Origin of the sequence: Novosphingobium sp. (assembly GCF_965229225.1) — a bacterium.
GTDB lineage: Bacteria > Pseudomonadota > Alphaproteobacteria > Sphingomonadales > Sphingomonadaceae > Novosphingobium.
Window position 1 is genome coordinate 2,274,393 of record NZ_OZ245867.1, and the last position, 17,430, is coordinate 2,291,822.

The following is a 17,430-nucleotide window of genomic DNA, read 5'->3' on the forward strand; positions in this document are numbered from 1 at the left end:
GCCCCGGCTTGACCTGAAAGGTTTTCATGCATTCGATCATGCCCAAGGCGGCTATTCTGGCCGCGACATTGCTCGCCGGCACCTTCCTCGCTTCTCCTGCGCTGGCGCAGCAGCCGACTACCGAAGCTCCCATCCCTGCCGAAGCGGGCGTGATGCCCGCAGGCAAGCTCGATGGCGCGGTGGTGCCGCAAGGCTACCGGCTCGATCTCACCGTCGATCCCACCAAGGAGCGCTTCTCCGGGCATGTCGAGATCGATGCCGAGGTGAAGAAAGCCGGGCGCTATGTGTGGATGCACGGGCGCGACCTCAAGGTCGGCAAGGTGACCGCGATGGTCGGCGGCCAGCCGGTTTCGGGCACGTTCCGCCAGGTGGATCCGACCGGCGTGGCGCTTGTCACGTTCGATGCGCCGCTGCCGGCGGGCAAGACGACCTTTGCATTCGACTACGACGCGCCGTTCGGTGAAGGCCCGGCGGGCATGTTCCACCTCAAGGTGGGCGATGACTGGTACAGCTGGACCCAGCACGAATCGATCGATGCACGCGCCAGCTTCCCCTCGTTCGACGAGCCCGGCTTCAAGGTGCCGTGGAACGTGACCTTGCGGACGCCCGCGGGCCTCAAGGCCGTGAGCAACGCGCCCGAGGTGAAGACCGAGACCGCGAACGGCATGACCGTCCACACCTTCGGTCAGACCCTGCCGCTGCCAAGCTATCTCGTCGCGCTGATGGTGGGCCCCTTCGTGACCGTGGAAGGCGTGGTGCCGCCCACGCCGCAGCGCCCGACGCCGCTGCCGATCCGCGTGATTTCGACCAAGCAGAATGCCGGCAAGCTCGACTTCGCGCTGGAAGGCACGAAGGGTGTGGTGGAGCATCTGGAAGCCTATTTCGGCCAGAGCTTCCCCTATCCCAAGCTCGACCAGATCACGACGCCGATCCTGCCCGGCGCGATGGAGAACGCGGGCGCAGACCTCTATGCCGACAGCATCCTTGTCATGGATGACAAGGCCTCGACCGCCCAGAAGCGCCTCTTCGGCATGGTGGTGAGCCACGAACTGGCGCACCAGTGGTTCGGCGATCTCGTCACCCCGGCATGGTGGGACGACATCTGGCTGAACGAAAGCTTCGCCAACTGGATGGGCTTCCGCATCGGCAACGAATGGCGCCCCGATCTCAATATCGGCGCGGGCGCGCTGGCCGAAGGCTTCAACGCGATGGGCATCGATGCGCTGGTCGCGGGCCGGCCGATCCATCAGAAGATCGAGAAGAACGCCCAGATCGACGCCGCCTTCGACACGATCACGTATGGCAAGGGCGGCCATGTCGTCGCGATGATCGCGGCGTTCATGGGCGATACCAAGTTCCGCGACGGCGTGCGCGGCTATATGGCGGCGCACAAGTATGGCAACGCGACGAGTGCCGAATTCTTCAAGGCGATGGCCGAGGCGGCGGGCGATCCGCGCATCCTGCCCGCAATGCAGAGCTTTACCGATCAGCAGGGCGTGCCGCTGGTGACGCTGGAGAGAGCAGGACCGCAGAGCTGGAAGGTGACCCAGAGCCGCTACGTGCGCTACGGCATGAAGGGTCCGGTGACGAAGTGGGGCATTCCGCTGTGCCTGCGCCAGGGCGATATCCGCCAGTGCTCGCTGATGACCGACACCACCACGACGGTGACGATCAAGAGCGCCGGGCCGATCATGCCCAACGCGGGCGGCACCGGATACTACCGTTTCGAACTTCCCGCCAAGGACTGGGACGCGCTGATCGCGGCAACCCCGAGCCTGAGCGGCGGCGAGGCGCTGGCAGTGGAAGACAGCCTCAACGCGAGCTTCTACGCGGGCCGCGTCACGGCGGATCAGCTGATCGCTGGATCGCGCGCGCTAGCGGCCAATCCCGACAGCTATGCCAGCGGCGATGCCACCGGCTTGCTGCAGGCGATGGCCGCCCGCGGCGTGATTGCGGAAAGCGCCAAGCCGAAGTTCCGCGCCTTTGTCGACGGGCTTTATGCGCCGCAGCTCAAGGCGTTGGGGCTCGATCCGAAGGCGGGCGCGCATGCCGGAGATGATCCGGAGAAGCAGCAGCGCCGGGTGCAGCTGGTCGAACTGCTCGCCGGAACGGCACGTGACGCTGCGCTGCGCGCGCAACTGAGCAAGGCTGCCGATGCCTATCTTGGCGGCGATGCCGGTGCGCTCGATCCCGCGCTGTTCGGTGCGGCCTTCGACGCCTGGCTCGGCGAGCGCAAGCTCGACGGTGCCAAGGTGCTGATGGACAAGGCGCTGGCTTCGGAAGATCCGCTGTTCCGCCCCTCCGCGCTCGGCGCAATCGGCACGACCGGTGATGCGGCAACGGCCAAGTGGCTGCTCGACGAGTTTCAGGACAAGCGCCTGCGCCAGTCCGAGAAGCTCAATTTCGTGCGCTATGTGGTCTACACGCCCGAAACGCGCGACTGGGGCTACAGCTGGATGAAGGCGCACCTCGACGAGCTGCTCAATGGCGGCGCGGGCATCTTCTTCGGCGCGCGGCTTCCGCAGATCCTCGGCAACTTCTGCTCGGTTGCTTCCGCCGACGAGTTCGACGGGCTGCGCGCCAAGTTCGCGGGCAAGTCGGGCGCGCTCGAACTGGAGCGGACGATCGAACGCGTGCGGTCGTGCGGCAAGCTCAAGGACGTGCGCGGGGCCGAACTGACCGCGGCGATCGCGAAGCTCAACTAAGCGGCGATCCCCCCTCTCCCAACCCTCTCCCCTGAAGGGGAGAGGGCTATTGGAGCGGCAGGCGCAATGTGGCGGTGAGGCCGATGGTCTCGCCGCCATGCTGCCGATTGGCGAGGGTGAGCGAGCCGCCGTGCTGGTCGGCAATCGCGCGCGCAAGGGTCAGGCCCAGGCCCGCACCGCCAGTGGAAGAATTGCGCGAGGCTTCGAGCCGGGTGAACGGCTCGAGCATCCGGGTAATCTCGTGCTCGGGAATGCCGGGGCCATCATCCTCGACCATGAGCACGGCCTCGCCACCCTCGCGCCGGAGGGTGACGCGGGCGCGGCTGCCATAGCGCAGCGCGTTCGAGACGAGATTGCGCAGCGCGCGCCTGAGCCAGGTGGCGCGCAACTGCATGACTATGCGGGACGCATCACCCAGCGTAACGTCTTCGCCCATGTCTTCGTATTCGCCGACGACATCGGCAACGAGGGCGCTGAGCTCGGTCTGCTCGAGTGGATCGGACGGACGACCAACGCGCGCGAGGCTCAGGATATCGTCGAGCGAGCGGTTGATGTCCTCGATGGTGGCGGCCATGCGGCCGCGCTCGATATCGTCATCCACCGCCTCGATCCGTACGCGCAGCGCGGCTAGCGGTGTCTTGAGATCGTGGCCGATCGCGCCGAGCATCACGTCCTTCTCATCGAGCAGCGCGCCCACGCGGCGCTCCATCGCGTTGTGCGCGACGATCAGGCGGCGGATGTCGTCCGGTCCTTCCGGCTCCAACTGCCCGGCAAGCGCGCGCGAGCGGGCAAAAGCTTCGACTTGCGCGGTGAGTGCTTTGAGCGGGCGCGCTATGCGGCGCAGGATGAGCGCGACGGCGCCGACCAGCACCACATAGATGAAGAGCGTCTGCAGGATCAGCGTCGTCAGCATCGCGCGTTCGGTGCGCGGGGCGAGCAGACGCGCCGTGAGCCACGTGCCATCGGCGCGGCCTATCGCAGCAACAATCAGGCGGGGGCGCGGCATGCCCGGCGGGCGGGCCATGCGCGGTCCGCGCCGCGCCAGCCATTCGGTGATGACCGGATCGCGCGCCGGATCGCGCTCGGCCACGAAGAGCTGCGTGGCATCGACGCCTTGCGCTTCGAGCACCTGGCGCAGCGCCTGTTCGATTTCGGGCCGGCGGCGATCACCGGCAAGCTGCGGCGCGCGCGCTTCTTCCTGCACGCGCAGCGGGCGCGGCATGCGGAAGCCGATTTCGGGCCCCTCCCCGTCTGCCGGTGGCGGCGGACCAAACTGTGCGCGCGGATTGCGGCCGAGCAGGCTGAACGCAGCATAGTTGACGAGGCCGGCGAAGTGCCGCTCGTGCTGCATGCGCCACATCAGCGCTGCGGACAGCCCCTGCGCGACCATCAGTGCGAGCGCGATGGCAAGCAGCATCTGGCCTTGCAGGCTGCGCGGCCACAGGCGGAGGCCTTGTGCGGGTTCAGCCATCAGCAGGGACCCGGCGCACTTCGGCTGCGAGCATGTAGCCGCCGCCCCACACGGTCTGGATCAGTTCGGGATTGCGGCTGTCGCGCTCGATCTTGCGGCGCAGACGGCTGATCTGGTTGTCCACCGCACGGTCGAACAGATGCGCCTCGCGGCCCTGCACCATATCGAGCAGGCGGTCCCGGTCCAGCACCTGGCGGGGGTGATCGAGGAAGGCGACGAGGAGACGGAACTCGGCGGAAGAGATGGCGACGACCGCGCCTTCGCTGTCGATCAGCCGGCGGCGCAGCGGATCGAGCCGCCAGCCTTCGAAGGTGTAGTGGAACTCGTCCGCAGCCGCGCTGTCTGCCGTGCCTGCCGCACGGGCGGCGCGGCGGAGCACGGAGCGGATGCGGGCAACCAGTTCGCGCGGATCGAACGGCTTCACCACGTAGTCGTCCGCACCGATCTCGAGCCCGACAATACGGTCGGTCGCCTCGCCGCGCGCAGTGAGGAAGATCACCGGGAGGCCGCGCGCCTCGATCAGGTGACGGCAGAGCGAGAGGCCATCCTCGCCGGGCATCATGATATCGAGTAGGACGATATCGAAGGCCTCTGCGGCAAGGCGGGCGCGGGCTTCGGCGGCGCTGGCGGCCTGCTCCGCAGCAAACCCCTGGCGGACAAGATAGTCCGCCAGAGGCTCGCGCAGAGCAGCCTCGTCATCAACCACCAGCACGCGGGTGCTCACGGGTAGAGGTGCGGGAGCTGCCGCCATGCTTCAGGCACCCGGGGGTGGCGGCGGGGGCAGCATATCGCCCATGTCGCCGCCCATGCCGTGATGGCCGCGCATCCCGCGGCCCTGACCCCAACCGCCGTGCTCCTTGCGCATGGACATCCACGCAGCGCGGCGTTCGGCGGCAGTCAACTTGCCATCGTGATTGGTATCGGCGGCATCGAAGCGCGCCTTGGCGGCAGCATCGAATTCGGCGCGGGTAATCGTGCCGTCATGGTTCGCATCGGCCTTCTCGGCCATTTTGTGGAGCATGTGCGCGCCGGGGCCCATCATCATGCCCATGCCCTTACCCATGCCTGCGCCGGGAGGCGGCGGCAGCATATCACCGGGCGCGCCATCGCGGCCCTTTCCGCCCTTCCAGCCGCCTTCCATCATCTTCTTGTGGTGATCCATGAATTCGGCCTTGCTGATCGAACCATCGTGATTGGCATCAATCATGTCGAACATCTCGGCCATCTTGGCCTCGCGGTCAGCGGCATTGAGCACACCATCCTTGTTGACGTCCAGCTTCGTCCACATCGCGTCGGCCTTGGCCTTGGCATCGGCCCATGTCACCGTGGCGCCCCCCATCGGGTCGCGGCCAGGTTCGGCAAAGGCCGGGTAGACGGCATAGAGCGCCGTGGCGGCGGTGAGCACGACAGCCGCAGAGGCGGCAAGGGTGGTTTTCTTCATCGGTCTCGGTCCTTGTTCGGACGGAACTGGGAAAAAGCCCCTTTCCGGCTGTGTCCGTCCTAGGCCGGAGTTGTCGCGCAGTTATGCCGCCAGCAGAGTGTTTTGTCGCACTTTGTCGCGGAGGTTTCAGCGCGGGCGATGTTCGGTGCCGAGGCCGGCGGTGATGAAAAGCGCCGTTGCTTCGGCCGAAACCAGATCCATCGTATGCCACGCGCCGGGCGGATTGACCGCATATTCCCCGGCAACGAGGCGGACTTCGGCGGCTGATCCATCGGCGAATTCCTGATGCAGCACGCCCTCCCCGCTCAGCATCAGCACGACTTCATCGCCCGCCGGGTGCATTTCCCAGCTATCCCAGCTCTCGGTGAAAGAGTGCTGGCTGACGAGACGGCCCTCCGCGCCGTCAGCCCCGTGGCGGGCGATGTAATCGCCATACCAGTCCATGCCGGTGAACGGCGGCTGCGGCACGGCCCGCGCACCGGGCCCGATATGGATGGGTTGCCTATCGAGCCGGTGCGCCATGGCTTTCAGCTCCCCATCACGAAGGCATTGAGCTTGTTGCCATCGGGATCGCGGAAATAGGCGGCATAGAACCCGCCTTCCCCGCGCGGACCCGGAGGGCCTTCGCAGGTGCCGCCATTGGCGAGCGCGGCGGCGTATAGCCGGTCCACCTGCGCATTATCCTTCGCCTCAAGCGCGACCATCACGCCGTTGCCGACGGTGGCGGGCTCTCCGTTGTAGGGCTTCATCAGACCGATGCCAGCGGCACCGCCCGCTTCGCCCCACGCGATCGCGCCGTCCCATTCGTACATGCGCTTGGTGCCCAGTTCGGCAGCCAGCGCATCATAGAACGCGGCGCCGCGCGCCAGATCGTTGGTCCCCAAAGTTACGTAGCCGATCATGCAAACCTCCTCTTCGTCGAGTCGCGATAATCAGAACATAACACGAACAAAAAAGCTTACAACGGGGCGCAGGCAGCCTCCAGCCAGGCGAGGTCCGCGCCGGAGAGCTGCGGGGCGAGGAGCGCCTCGACCTTTGCGTGATAGGTGTTCCACCACGCGCGCTCGTGTTCCAGCAGCAGCGCAGGCTCGACCAGCGTGCGATCGATCGGCGCGAAAGTCAGGGTTTCGAAACCCATGAACATGCCCTCGGCGCCAGGGATCTGACGCTCCTCGACCAGCACGAGATTTTCGATGCGGATGCCGTATTCGCCCGCCTTGTAGTAGCCGGGCTCGTTCGAGAGGATCATGCCGGGAAGCAAGGCCTGGCCGGTGCCGGCCTGCCCGCCCGCCGCCTTGGCGATGCGCTGCGGGCCTTCGTGGACGGCAAGGAAGCTGCCGACGCCGTGGCCGGTGCCGTGGGCATAGTCGAGCCCCACCGACCACAGGAACTGCCGCGCGAAACTATCGAGCTGGCTGCCGTTTGTGCCTTCGGGGAACACCGCCTGATCGAGCGCGATATGGCCCTTGAGCACGCGGGTGAAGCGGTCCTTCACTTCGGCGGGTGGCGCATCGGGGCCGATCCAGACGGTGCGGGTGATGTCGGTCGTACCATCAAGGTACTGGCCGCCCGAATCGACGAGATAGACGCTGTTGGGCTCGATCTGGCGGTTGGTGTGCTCGTCCACCTTGTAGTGCGGGCTGGCGCCGTTGGGGCCGGCGGCGGAGATCGTGTCGAACGAAAGATCGCGAAGGAGGCCGGTCTTCTCGCGCTCGGCACGGAGCGCAGCGGCGGCGGAAAGCTCGGTTTCGGTGCCCTGCGGCGCGGCGTTCGATAGCCAGTGGAGGAAGCGGGTGATCGCAGCGCCATCGCGCGCCTGCGCGGCGCGGTGACCGGCCTGCTCGACCGGGTTCTTGCGGGCCTTGGGCAGCACCGTGGGATCGGTGACAGAGACGGTTTCAGCCCCGGCAGCGGCTAGCTGCTGATAGATGGCCGCGACCGCGCGTTCGGGATCGACCGCGACTTTCTTGCCCGCAAGCGCGGCCAGCGCGGGGGTGAAAGCGGCGCGGTCCTGCACCCGCACCGCGTTGCCGAGATGCTGGGCGAGTTCCGGCGTGACCTTTTCGGGCGCGATAAACAGGTCTGCCGTGCCGTCGGCATGGGCAAGCACGAAGGAGAGCGCGACCGGCGTGCAGTCCACATCCGAGCCACGCATGTTGAGCAGCCAGGCGACCGAATCGAGCGCAGAGATCACGGCGGCATCGAGCCCGCGCGCGGTGAGCCAGGCGGCGACTTCGGCGCGCTTTTCGTGGGCCGAAGCACCGGCATATTCGTCTGCATGGACGAGCGCGGGGGCGGCGGAAGGCGCGGGGCGATCCTGCCAGATCGCGTCGATCGGGTTTTGCTGGACGGCGACAAGCGCGGCCTTGCGCGCCTTCAGCGCGGCAGCGGCGCTATCGGCCCAGCCCTTGCCGTGGAGCCAGGCGTCATAGCCGATGCGGCCGCCTTCAGGGGCGTTTTCACCGAGCCATGCCGCGACCGAGGTCTGCGGCACCGACTGGTATTCATAGAGCCGCCCATCGACCTGTTCGCGCACTTGCAGCGTGTAGCGCCCGTCAACGAAAATCGCGGCCTTGTCCTTGAGCACGACAGCGGTGCCCGCCGAGCCGCCGAAGCCGGTCAGCCAGCCGAGGCGCTGGGCATAGGCGCCGACATATTCGCTCATGTGCTCATCGGAAATGGGGATGACAAAGCCATCGAGTTGCTGCCGCGCGAGTTCCTTGCGCAGGGCTTCGAGCCGGGCTTCGTGCCCCTGTTGTTCGACTTTCATCAGCATGGGTCGTGTCCTGAAGCGTATCACCCGCCTTGCGGGCTTATGCTGCACACCATAGATGCGGGGAATGACGGAAACCACCCCCACCGCGCCTCCGGTTGCGGCCAAGAAGCCCCACACATTCACCCATCACGGGGTGACAATCGAGGATCCCTACAACTGGCTGCGCGATCCCGGCTATCCCGAGGTAACGGACACCGAAGTGCTCGCGCATCTGGAGGCCGAGAACGCTTGGTTCGAAACGCGGATGAAGCCGCATCAGGGCACGGTTGAAACGCTGCTCGCCGAAATGCGCGGGCGGATCAAGGAAGCCGACAAGTCGGTGCCGCAGAAGGACGGCGACTGGCTCTACTGGATCGAATACGAGGAAGGCGCCGAGTACAAGAAGTGGTGGCGCAGGCCGGTCGCTGGCGGGCCAGACGAACTGGTTCTCGACGAAGTGGCACTGGCCGAGGGCACGGAATACTTCCGGCTGGGCGCGCTTTCGGTTTCGAACGATGGGCGCATGCTGGCCTGGGCGGTGGACGACAACGGATCGGAGCGCTTTACCGCGCGGATCAAGGTGATCGCGACCGGAGAAGTGCTGCCCGACGTAATTCCGGGCACGCTTTCGGCGCTGGTCTGGGCGGCGGGCGACAAGGCGCTGGTCTACAGCCTCGCCAATGCACAGTGGCGCACGGACAACGCGCGGCTGCACTGGCTGGGGACGCCGGTGGAAAGCGATGTCGAGCTTTATCACGAGGATGACGAGGGCTTCCGCGTTTCCGCCGGGCTTTCCGCCAACGACGAATGGCTGGTGATTGCGACCGGGGATCACGAGACGAGCGAAGTGCGGCTGGTGCCCGCTGCCGATCCGCTGGCCGCGCCGCTGCTGGTGAAGGCGCGGCAGACCGGCGTGGAGTACGATGTGGATGTGCGCGGCGAGACGCTGTTCATCCATACCAACGACACCCACGAGAACTTCCGCCTTGCCACGGCATCGCTCGCCAGCCCCGGCGAATGGACGACGCTGATCGAGGGGACGGAAGATTTCTATCTGACCGGCTTCGACCTTTTCCGCGATTTCTATGTGGTCGAAGGCCGGGTGCGCGGGCTCGATCGGATCGAGGTGCGGTATTACGACGATCCCAGCCGGATCGAACCCATCGCATTCCCGGAGGCGAGCTACGAGGCTTCGCTGGGCGACAACCCGGAATGGGCGATGGACAAGCTGCGGGTCAGCTATGAGTCGATGACCAGCCCGGCTTCGGTCTACGACTATCACGTGGCCGAAGGGCGGCTCGAACTGCTGAAGACGCAGGAAATCCCGAGCGGCTATGATGCCGCGCTCTATGAAACCGCGCGGCTGGAGATCACCGCGCGGGATGGCACGGCGGTGCCGGTCTCCGTCGTATGGCGCAAGGGCCGCAAAGCGAGTGGGCCGCTCTATCTCTATGGCTATGGCGCTTATGGCATTGCCATCGGGCCGGGCTTTTCAACCACGCGACTGAGCCTTGTCGACCGGGGCTTTGCCTATGCCATCGCGCATATCCGCGGCGGCGATGATCTGGGGCGGCGCTGGTACAAGGCCGGCAAGCTTGAGCAGCGCACCAACACGTTCAACGATTTCGTCGATGTGGCGAAGGGGCTGATCGCGGAAGGGTTCACCGCAGCGGGCCGGATCGCGATTGCGGGCGGCTCGGCAGGCGGCGAACTGATGGGCGCCGTGATCAATTCCGATCCCGAGCTGTGGGGCGCGGTGGCGGCGCATGTGCCGTTCGTCGATGTACTGGCGACGATGCTCGATGCCGAACTGCCGCTGACCCCGGGCGAGTGGCCCGAATGGGGCAATCCGATCGAGGACAAGGATGCGTTCGAGCTGATCCGCTCCTATTCGCCCTACGATCAGGTGCGCGCCCAGGCCTATCCACCGATGCTGGTGACGGCGGGCCTCAACGATCCGCGCGTGACCTATTGGGAACCCGCCAAGTGGGTGGCGAAGCTGCGCGAGTTGAAGACCGACGCCAACGAACTGCTGCTCAAGACCAACATGGGCGCGGGGCATGGCGGCAAATCGGGCCGGTTCGAAGGCCTGCGCGAGACGGCGGAGGAGTTTGCGTTCATCCTCGCGCAGCTGGGGGTTGCGGCCTGATCATGCATAGCATGACCTTCACCGCCGGGCCGGAGCACATCGACGTGCTGGGCCATGTGAACAACGCGGTGTGGGTGCAGTGGATGGAAGCGCTTGCCACCTCGCACTGGGAGGCGCTGGCCCCGGCGGCATGGCAGGCGGCTTACGTGTGGGTCGTGACGCGGCACGAGATCGACTATCGCGGCAATATCGCGCTGGGCGAAAGCGTGACGGGCGAGACCTTCGTGCCCGACGCCCCGCGCGGAGCGCGGTTCGACCGGCGGGTCGATTTCCGCAATTCCTCGGGCAAGGTGATCGTCAGCGCGCGGACGCAATGGGTGCTGATCGACAAGGCCAGCGGGCGCATCCAGCGTGTGCCGGCGGAGATGGCGGCGCTGTTTACCACTTAGCCGGTTCGCAACTGCAATTCTGGCGCAAAGCCGGTCAGCCGCTCGCGCATCGTGCGGTTGCGGCCCAGGCGCTTGGCTTCATAGAGCAGGCGGTCGCAGTGGCTGTAGAGCACCGCAAATTCCACATCGAGCGTGCCGGCGAGATCATGCTCGACAAGGCCCATGCTGGCGGTGACGACATGGCCGAGGCCCGGCACGGCAGCCGCGATCCGCGTGCTGAGCGCGCGGCGGCAGCGTTCTGCCCGCTCGGCGCTGCCGGGGCCGCGCAGCAGCAGCAGGAATTCCTCACCGCCCATGCGGATCGCGCAGGCTTCGGGATCTTCGGCCAGCGTGGTCGCGACCACCTTGAGCACCGCATCGCCGACCGCGTGGCCATGCAGGTCGTTGATCCGCTTGAAATGATCGAGATCGATCACCGCCATGGTGCGATAACCGAGGCAGAACAGATCGTTGAAGCGCCGCTCGATCGAATGGCGATTCCACAGGCCCGTCAGCGCATCGCGGCCGGCAACGCCTTCAAGCTCGGTCGCGCGCGCATTGGCAAGGTCGCGCTCGCGCCGCAGTTCAAGGAACCGGATCACGATGCCCAGCGAATTGGCGAGCACTTCGGCCGCAAGCGCAAGCTGGAAAATGACGACCGATTCCGTCGGTCGCGCGTTTGGCAGGAGGTAGCTGCCGATGCGGTAGACCCCTACCAGCAGCACAGGGCTCCAGCCGACCATGAGGAACGAGACGAGCTTGCTGCCGCGCCGCCAGGCATCGGTGATGCCGATAAAGATGATCACGATCGCGAGCGAAATGCCGGAGTAGATGCCCAGCGCGCTCCACGGGCGCAGTGCCTCGATCGGGAGCGCGGTGAAGATGCCTCCGGCCATGACCAGCGGCGCGCAGCCGATCATCAACCGGCGCAGCCACGGCGATAGCGCATCGGGTTCGAGGAAGGTGACAAGGAACATCAGCCCCGCCGCGGCCACCGCGCCAAAGCACAGGCTGTTGATCGCGATCTCGGTCGCCGCATCGGGGTCCGCCCCGATGTGGATGAAGCCGGTGCCGATCACGGTCTCCACCAGCATCAGCCCGACCATCACGATGTGCCACAGCACGAACGGGCGGCGCAGCACGAGGTAGAAGCCGAAGTTGAGCAGAAGCGGCACGACCAGCATGCCGCAGATCACCGCCATCGCGACCACCACGCCCATATCCCAGCCGGATCCTTCAGGCTCGCTATCGAGGCGCGCCTCGCTGGCGATGGTCTTGTTCCACGGCTGATCGATCCGCACGGTGACAAGGCGCGGGCGCGCCGGGGTCTGCGGCAGGGGCATGACCATCATCGGCCCGTCGATCAGATGATGGACCGAAGCCGGCGAATAGCGCTGCATGCTGACCGCGCCACCCTCGTCGACCACCCAGATCGTGATGGCCCGAAATGGCGAGGCATGGGTGACAAGGCTCTGCGCGCGTGGTTTGGCCGGATCGGTCAGGCGATAGCGGAGGAACAGGCTCTCGGGCCCGATGTCGTATTCGGAATCAGAGCACAACCACCGGTCCGGCGCGCGGCGCAAGTCTGCGTAGGTTTCTGCTGCGTCAGCCGAGGCATGGCATGTCTGGCTTGCGACAATGGGTGCCGCAGCGGCAGGCATGCCGAACAGGCCGGTCAGCAATGCCACCAGCCCGAACAGCACAAACCTGCGCCACATCCAGTCCATGAGCCCGATTCTAGCGAAAGGGGCTTATTGGGGAGTTAACTTGGCCGCCCGATCAGGCGGGGAGTTCCGCGAACGGGCGGTAAGCATACCCCAGCTCGCGCGCGACGGCTTCGTAGGTCACTTCGCCGGCATGGACGTTGAGCCCTGCGGCGAGGTGCGGATTGGCCGCGAGCGCCGCCTTCCAGCCGAGATCGGCGATCTTCAGCGCATGCGGCAGGGTCACGTTGTTGAGCGCGTACGTGCTGGTGCGCGCAACGCCGCCGGGCATGTTGGCGACGCAGTAGTGGACGATGCCATCGACCACATAGGTCGGTTCGGCGTGGGTGGTGGCGTGGCTGGTTTCGAAGCAGCCGCCCTGATCGATCGCGACATCGACCAGCACCGCACCCGGCTTCATCGTGGCAAGCATCGCGCGCGTGACCAGCTTGGGCGCGGCGGCGCCGGGGATCAGCACCGCGCCGATAACCAGGTCCGCTTCGGCGACGCAGTCTGCAAGATTGGCCTGATTGGAGAAGCGCGTCTTGGCGCGGCTTTCGAAGTGCGTGCCGAGCCGTTCGAGCACATCGGGATCACGGTCGAGAATGGTGACGTCTGCACCAAGGCCGGCGGCCATCTGCGCCGCGTTGAACCCGACGACGCCGCCGCCGATTACCGCGACCTTGGCGGGAAGCACGCCCGGCACGCCGCCGAGCAGCACGCCGCGTCCGCCATGCGCCTTTTCCAGCGCGGTCGCGCCGGCCTGGATCGCCATACGGCCCGCAACCTGGCTCATCGGCTTGAGCAGCGGGAGCTGGCCTCCCGGGCCGGTCACGGTTTCATAGGCAATGGCGGTGACGCCGGACTTCACGAGATCGGCGGTCTGTTCAGGATCCGGCGCGAGGTGGAGATAGGTGAACAGGATCTGGCCTTCGCGCAGCTGCGCGCGCTCGATGGCCTGCGGTTCCTTGACCTTGACGACCATTTCGCAGCCGGCGAAGATCGTTGCGGCATCGGGCTTGATCACCGCACCAGCGACTTCGTAGTCGCGGTCCGCCGCGCCGATGCCGAGCCCGGCGCCGGTTTCGACCCAGACTTCGTGACCATGCGCGGCGAGCTCGCGCGCGCTCTCGGGCGTCAGGCCGACGCGGTATTCGTGGTTCTTGATCTCACGGACGGTACCGACACGCATGGCAGGATCCTTTTCGTTCTCGGATGGCGAAAGGATACACGCTGGCGCGCGCGCTGTTTCACCTCATTGGCGGTATCGCGGTGCCAGTTTTGGTGATATTTCCTGTTGTAGCTCTATTTCACAGGAAAATCTTGCATGGATCGCATTGATGCCGCGTTGATTGATGCACTGCAGCATGACTCGTCGCGGCCCATTGCCGCTCTTGCCGAAGCTGTGGCGCTCTCGCCATCGGCCTGCCACCGCCGCATCCGCGCGCTGGAGGAAGCGGGGGTGATCAGCGGCTATGCGGCGAGGATCGATCCGAGACGCGTGGGCCTTGCGGTCGAGGTGTTCGTCGAGATCACGCTGACCAGCCAGAGCCGCGAAGCGATGGACCGGTTCGAGCGCGCGGTGGGGGATTTCGACGATATCCTCGAATGCCACCTGATGTCGGGCGGGGCGGACTACCTGCTGCGCGTGGCGGCGGCAGACCTTGATCAATATGACCACATCCACCGCGATTGCCTGGCGCGGTTGCCAGGCGTCTCCTCGATGCGATCGAGCTTTTCGCTGCGCCGGATCAAGCGGTTCGCGGGCTACCCGGTGCCGCGCGGGCGGCCATAGGCGGGGCCTTGCGGGAGCGCTGCGCCTTCTTGTCGGCGCTGTCGAGCAGGGTGAGATCGTTGCCGGGCTCATCCATGCGATAGCGCTCGCGCAGTTCGAGTTTGAACGCCTCGATCGCCTCCTCATCGGGCAGGTGATCGACCGTGAAGCGGCGCACGACGAATTCGCCGGCGCTGTCGAGCACAGTGAGGAAGCGGCCGCTCACGGTCTCGGCCAGATGCGTCATGTCGAGGCCGTCGGCAATCGTCCAGCGATGGCGGCCCCAGGTGACGATGCGGCGGCCGCAGTGTCGGCAGAGGCTGTAGATCCCGCCATCGTCCTCGTGCACGCGCCACGCCGTCGGCTGATGTTGCCGCGTGAACCAGCACTGGGACAGCGCTACATAGGGCACGCCGTGACCTTTCTCGCTCGTTGGACGCCATCCCGGACGAAAACCGGGAGACCGGCGGCCGCGCCGATGCGCAGAGCACAGGGGCGCCGATCATGAAGTGAGAACGGCGGCGGCTGGCAAGAATTAAGGGGACGCGAACGCGACCAGCGTTTTCACAGCGGATTGCCGTCCTTGTCGCGGTAAATGTCGCGCCGCCCGACATGGTTGGCTGGGCCGACGAAGCCGTCCGCTTCCATGCGCTCGATCCATTTGGAGGCGGTGTTGTAGCCCACGCCCATCTGGCGCTGGACCCAGCTGGCCGAAGCCTTCTGGCTTTCGAACACGAGCTGGCAGACCTGCCGGTACTTGCGCTCCTCGGGCGCGTCTGATGCGGTCGCGTCGAGGTCGTCGAAGCCGAAGCTGCCGTCTTCGGGCTCTTCCGTCACCGAATCGACGTAGTCCGGGCTGCCCTGCCCGCGCCAGTGATCGGCCACGCGCTCGACTTCCTCGTCGCTCACGAAGGGACCGTGAACGCGGCTGATCGCGCCGGTGCTGGGCTTGTAGAGCATGTCGCCCTTACCGAGCAGCTGTTCGGCGCCCTGTTCGCCCAGGATCGTACGGCTGTCGATGCGGCTGGTGACGGCGAAGCTGATGCGGGTCGGCAAATTGGCCTTGATCACGCCGGTGATGACATCGACCGAGGGGCGCTGCGTCGCCATGATCAGGTGGATGCCCGCCGCGCGGCTCTTCTGGCTGAGTCGCTGGATCAGGACTTCGATTTCCTTGCCGACGGTGACCATGAGATCCGCCAGCTCGTCGACGATCACCACGATCTGCGGCAGCACCTGATAATCGAGCTGCTGCTCCTCGAACAATTCCTCGCCGCTATCGGGATCGAACCCGACCTGGATGCGGCGGCCGAGCGGCTTGCCCTTGCTGGCGGCAGCGCGAACCTTCTCGTTGAAGCCCGAGATATTGCGCACGCTGACCGAGGACATCATGCGGTAGCGCCGCTCCATTTCCTCGACCGCCCACTTGAGCGCGCGGACCGCCTTCGACGGCTCGGTCACCACCGGCGAGAGCAGGTGCGGGATATCGTCGTAGGACTTGAGTTCGAGCACCTTGGGATCGACGAGGATCAGGCGGCACTGCTGCGGGGTGAGGCGATAGAGCAGCGAGAGCAGGATGCAATTGAGCCCGACCGACTTGCCCGAGCCGGTGGTGCCCGCGACGAGCAGGTGCGGCATGGTGGCGAGGTCCGCCACAATGGGTTCGCCCGCGATATCCTTGCCGAGGATGATCGGCAGCATGCCCTTCGAGTTCACGAACTTGTCGCAGGAAACGAGCTCGCGGAACGAGACCATGTCGCGCACGGCGTTGGGCAGTTCGATGCCCATGACAGTGCGGCCGGGGATCGAAGAGACGCGCGCGGAAATCGCGCTCATGTTGCGGGCGATATCGTCGGCAAGACCGATCACGCGGCTGGCCTTGATGCCGGGCGCGGGTTCCAGCTCGTACATCGTGACGACCGGGCCGGTGCGCACCGCAGTGATTTCGCCCTTCACGTTGAAATCGTCGAGCACGTTTTCCAGCAGGCGCGCATTGCGTTCGAGCGCCAGCTTGTCGATTTTCGGCCCCGTTGCGACAGGGAGTGGCTCGAGAATATCGAGCCCGGGCAGCTCGTACTGGTCGAACAGATCGCCCTGCCGTGCCTTTCCGGCGAGCTGCGCGGGCGCGGGCGGGCGCGAGGGATCGGTGATCTCGGTCGGGCGGCGGCGCGAGGGCGGCGAATCGGAGGCGACAACCACAGCGTCCTCGCCCGCTTCGGGGCGCGGTTTGGGCTGGCGCTTCGGCAGAAGCGCGGCGACACCCGCAGCAGCAGGAAGCGCCGGACGTTTACCGCGCCGCAGGAAGGCCGGCATGCGGGGCAGGCGGTGCCAGTCGAACGCGAAGACCTGCGCGGTGATGACGAGACCGGCGACCACGGTGACGACAGCCGCCCCGCGCTCGATCCACAGTCCGGCTGCCGGCAGCCAATGCGCCGCGCCGCGCACGAGCGCCGCGCCAAGCAGCCCGCCGAGCCCGCCCGCACCGGCGGGAAGCGTGCCCCCCGGGCCGGTGAACATCAGCGCGAAGGCCGTTCCGATCAGCGCCATGGCGAGCACGAGCATCGCCGAGAGGCGCCACCAGGCGGGCAGCGGCTGGAGTTCCTCGTCCTCCTCGTCGATATCGATCAGATCGCCGGCTGCATCCCACAGCCGCCGCGCGAAAACATAGAGCAGCGGCAGAAGCAGCACGCTGGGCAAGCCGAAGAACAGCAGCACGCGCTCGGCCGCCCAGGCGCCGGGCAGGCCCATCCAGTTTTCGACCGGGCTGCCGGAGGCGGTGCTGCCCGAAGGATCGGTCTGGGTATAGGTCGCCAGCGCGAGGGTGAGCGCGATCATCGCGGCAAACAGCAGGGCCGCCCCGATCAGCTCCGCACTGCGGCGGAAGCTGCGGCGCAGGATCGCGCGCCAGTCTGCGGCCTTGGCGGCGCGCCCTCCGGCGGGCGAAACGAGTGCGCGAGATGCCATGAAACCTGTCCCTTCCTGCGCTCTTCATGCGCCGAGAGTGGGGATGGCGTCAAGAATTCATGCCGGGCGAAACCCTAGGAATCCCGGCGAGTCGCGGGTT

At 66.4% G+C, this 17,430-nt stretch carries 14 protein-coding genes; 4 read left to right on the plus strand and 10 right to left on the minus strand.

Annotated features, from left to right (window positions below):
• The first annotated feature begins 26 nt into the window (after positions 1-26).
• The gene (locus ACO06X_RS10455; RefSeq protein ID WP_421836243.1) at positions 27-2,705 is read left to right on the plus strand and encodes a M1 family metallopeptidase; all 2,679 of its coding nucleotides are present in this window, start codon (positions 27-29) and stop codon (positions 2,703-2,705) included.
• 46 nt (positions 2,706-2,751) lie between these two features.
• On the opposite strand, the gene ACO06X_RS10460 is transcribed toward ACO06X_RS10455, so the two are convergent.
• The 6 genes from ACO06X_RS10460 to ACO06X_RS10485 form a co-directional block, all read right to left on the minus strand.
• Positions 2,752-4,176, minus strand: a complete 1,425-nt coding sequence (locus ACO06X_RS10460) for a sensor histidine kinase (RefSeq protein ID WP_421836244.1) — start codon at positions 4,174-4,176, stop codon at positions 2,752-2,754.
• On the minus strand, positions 4,169-4,927 hold the full coding sequence (locus ACO06X_RS10465; protein WP_421836245.1) for a response regulator: 759 nt from the start codon (positions 4,925-4,927) through the stop codon (positions 4,169-4,171). Before ACO06X_RS10465 ends, ACO06X_RS10460 begins: the two co-directional genes overlap by 8 nt.
• A gap of 3 nt (positions 4,928-4,930) precedes the next feature.
• On the minus strand, positions 4,931-5,617 hold the full coding sequence (locus ACO06X_RS10470) for an EF-hand domain-containing protein (protein WP_421836246.1): 687 nt from the start codon (positions 5,615-5,617) through the stop codon (positions 4,931-4,933).
• Positions 5,618-5,743: 126 nt separating this feature from the next.
• Positions 5,744-6,139, minus strand: coding sequence for a cupin (locus ACO06X_RS10475; protein WP_421836247.1), 396 nt, complete (start codon positions 6,137-6,139; stop codon positions 5,744-5,746).
• A 5-nt stretch (positions 6,140-6,144) separates the two neighbouring features.
• Positions 6,145-6,519, minus strand: coding sequence for a VOC family protein (locus tag ACO06X_RS10480; RefSeq protein WP_298168880.1), 375 nt, complete (start codon positions 6,517-6,519; stop codon positions 6,145-6,147).
• A gap of 56 nt (positions 6,520-6,575) precedes the next feature.
• Positions 6,576-8,393 carry an aminopeptidase P family protein gene (locus ACO06X_RS10485; RefSeq protein ID WP_421836248.1) on the minus strand — a complete coding sequence of 606 codons (1,818 nt, stop codon included), beginning with the start codon at positions 8,391-8,393 and terminating at the stop codon, positions 6,576-6,578.
• A gap of 64 nt (positions 8,394-8,457) precedes the next feature.
• Here ACO06X_RS10485 and ACO06X_RS10490 point away from each other — a divergent pair, with 64 nt between their 5' ends.
• Positions 8,458-10,521, plus strand: coding sequence for a S9 family peptidase (locus ACO06X_RS10490; protein ID WP_421836249.1), 2,064 nt, complete (start codon positions 8,458-8,460; stop codon positions 10,519-10,521).
• Positions 10,522-10,523: 2 nt separating this feature from the next.
• Positions 10,524-10,910 (plus strand): acyl-CoA thioesterase, encoded by a 387-nt coding sequence (locus ACO06X_RS10495; RefSeq protein WP_421836250.1) that lies wholly within the window; start codon positions 10,524-10,526, stop codon positions 10,908-10,910.
• Here ACO06X_RS10495 and ACO06X_RS10500 read toward each other — a convergent pair.
• Positions 10,907-12,607 (minus strand): diguanylate cyclase domain-containing protein, encoded by a 1,701-nt coding sequence (locus ACO06X_RS10500; protein WP_421836251.1) that lies wholly within the window; start codon positions 12,605-12,607, stop codon positions 10,907-10,909. The genes ACO06X_RS10495 and ACO06X_RS10500 overlap by 4 nt on opposite strands.
• Before the next feature lie 61 nt (positions 12,608-12,668).
• Positions 12,669-13,784: an alanine dehydrogenase gene (gene ald, locus ACO06X_RS10505; RefSeq protein ID WP_421836252.1), complete on the minus strand. Its 1,116-nt coding sequence runs from the start codon at positions 13,782-13,784 to the stop codon at positions 12,669-12,671.
• A 135-nt stretch (positions 13,785-13,919) separates the two neighbouring features.
• Between ald and ACO06X_RS10510 the strand changes: the two genes are divergently transcribed.
• Positions 13,920-14,387 (plus strand): Lrp/AsnC family transcriptional regulator, encoded by a 468-nt coding sequence (locus ACO06X_RS10510; protein ID WP_298168898.1) that lies wholly within the window; start codon positions 13,920-13,922, stop codon positions 14,385-14,387.
• Here the strand turns inward: ACO06X_RS10510 and ACO06X_RS10515 are convergent.
• Together ACO06X_RS10515 and ACO06X_RS10520 are read right to left on the minus strand one after the other, a co-directional pair.
• A complete protein-coding gene (locus ACO06X_RS10515; protein WP_421836253.1) occupies positions 14,344-14,778 on the minus strand; it encodes a hypothetical protein in 435 nt (144 codons plus the stop codon). The genes ACO06X_RS10510 and ACO06X_RS10515 overlap by 44 nt on opposite strands.
• 152 nt (positions 14,779-14,930) lie before the next feature.
• Positions 14,931-17,330: a DNA translocase FtsK 4TM domain-containing protein gene (locus ACO06X_RS10520; protein WP_421836254.1), complete on the minus strand. Its 2,400-nt coding sequence runs from the start codon at positions 17,328-17,330 to the stop codon at positions 14,931-14,933.
• Positions 17,331-17,430 lie beyond the last annotated feature (100 nt).

Bases quoted from the DNA above. Each gene is read 5' to 3' on its own strand.
- ACO06X_RS10455 (WP_421836243.1), top strand. From the start codon at position 27: ATGCATTCGATCATGCCCAAGGCGGCTATTCTGGCCGCGACATTGCTC.
- ACO06X_RS10460 (WP_421836244.1), bottom strand. From the start codon at position 4,176: ATGGCTGAACCCGCACAAGGCCTCCGCCTGTGGCCGCGCAGCCTGCAA.
- ACO06X_RS10465 (WP_421836245.1), bottom strand. From the start codon at position 4,927: ATGGCGGCAGCTCCCGCACCTCTACCCGTGAGCACCCGCGTGCTGGTG.
- ACO06X_RS10470 (WP_421836246.1), bottom strand. From the start codon at position 5,617: ATGAAGAAAACCACCCTTGCCGCCTCTGCGGCTGTCGTGCTCACCGCC.
- ACO06X_RS10475 (WP_421836247.1), bottom strand. From the start codon at position 6,139: ATGGCGCACCGGCTCGATAGGCAACCCATCCATATCGGGCCCGGTGCG.
- ACO06X_RS10480 (WP_298168880.1), bottom strand. From the start codon at position 6,519: ATGATCGGCTACGTAACTTTGGGGACCAACGATCTGGCGCGCGGCGCC.
- ACO06X_RS10485 (WP_421836248.1), bottom strand. From the start codon at position 8,393: ATGCTGATGAAAGTCGAACAACAGGGGCACGAAGCCCGGCTCGAAGCC.
- ACO06X_RS10490 (WP_421836249.1), top strand. From the start codon at position 8,458: ATGACGGAAACCACCCCCACCGCGCCTCCGGTTGCGGCCAAGAAGCCC.
- ACO06X_RS10495 (WP_421836250.1), top strand. From the start codon at position 10,524: ATGCATAGCATGACCTTCACCGCCGGGCCGGAGCACATCGACGTGCTG.
- ACO06X_RS10500 (WP_421836251.1), bottom strand. From the start codon at position 12,607: ATGTGGCGCAGGTTTGTGCTGTTCGGGCTGGTGGCATTGCTGACCGGC.
- ald (WP_421836252.1), bottom strand. From the start codon at position 13,784: ATGCGTGTCGGTACCGTCCGTGAGATCAAGAACCACGAATACCGCGTC.
- ACO06X_RS10510 (WP_298168898.1), top strand. From the start codon at position 13,920: ATGGATCGCATTGATGCCGCGTTGATTGATGCACTGCAGCATGACTCG.
- ACO06X_RS10520 (WP_421836254.1), bottom strand. From the start codon at position 17,330: ATGGCATCTCGCGCACTCGTTTCGCCCGCCGGAGGGCGCGCCGCCAAG.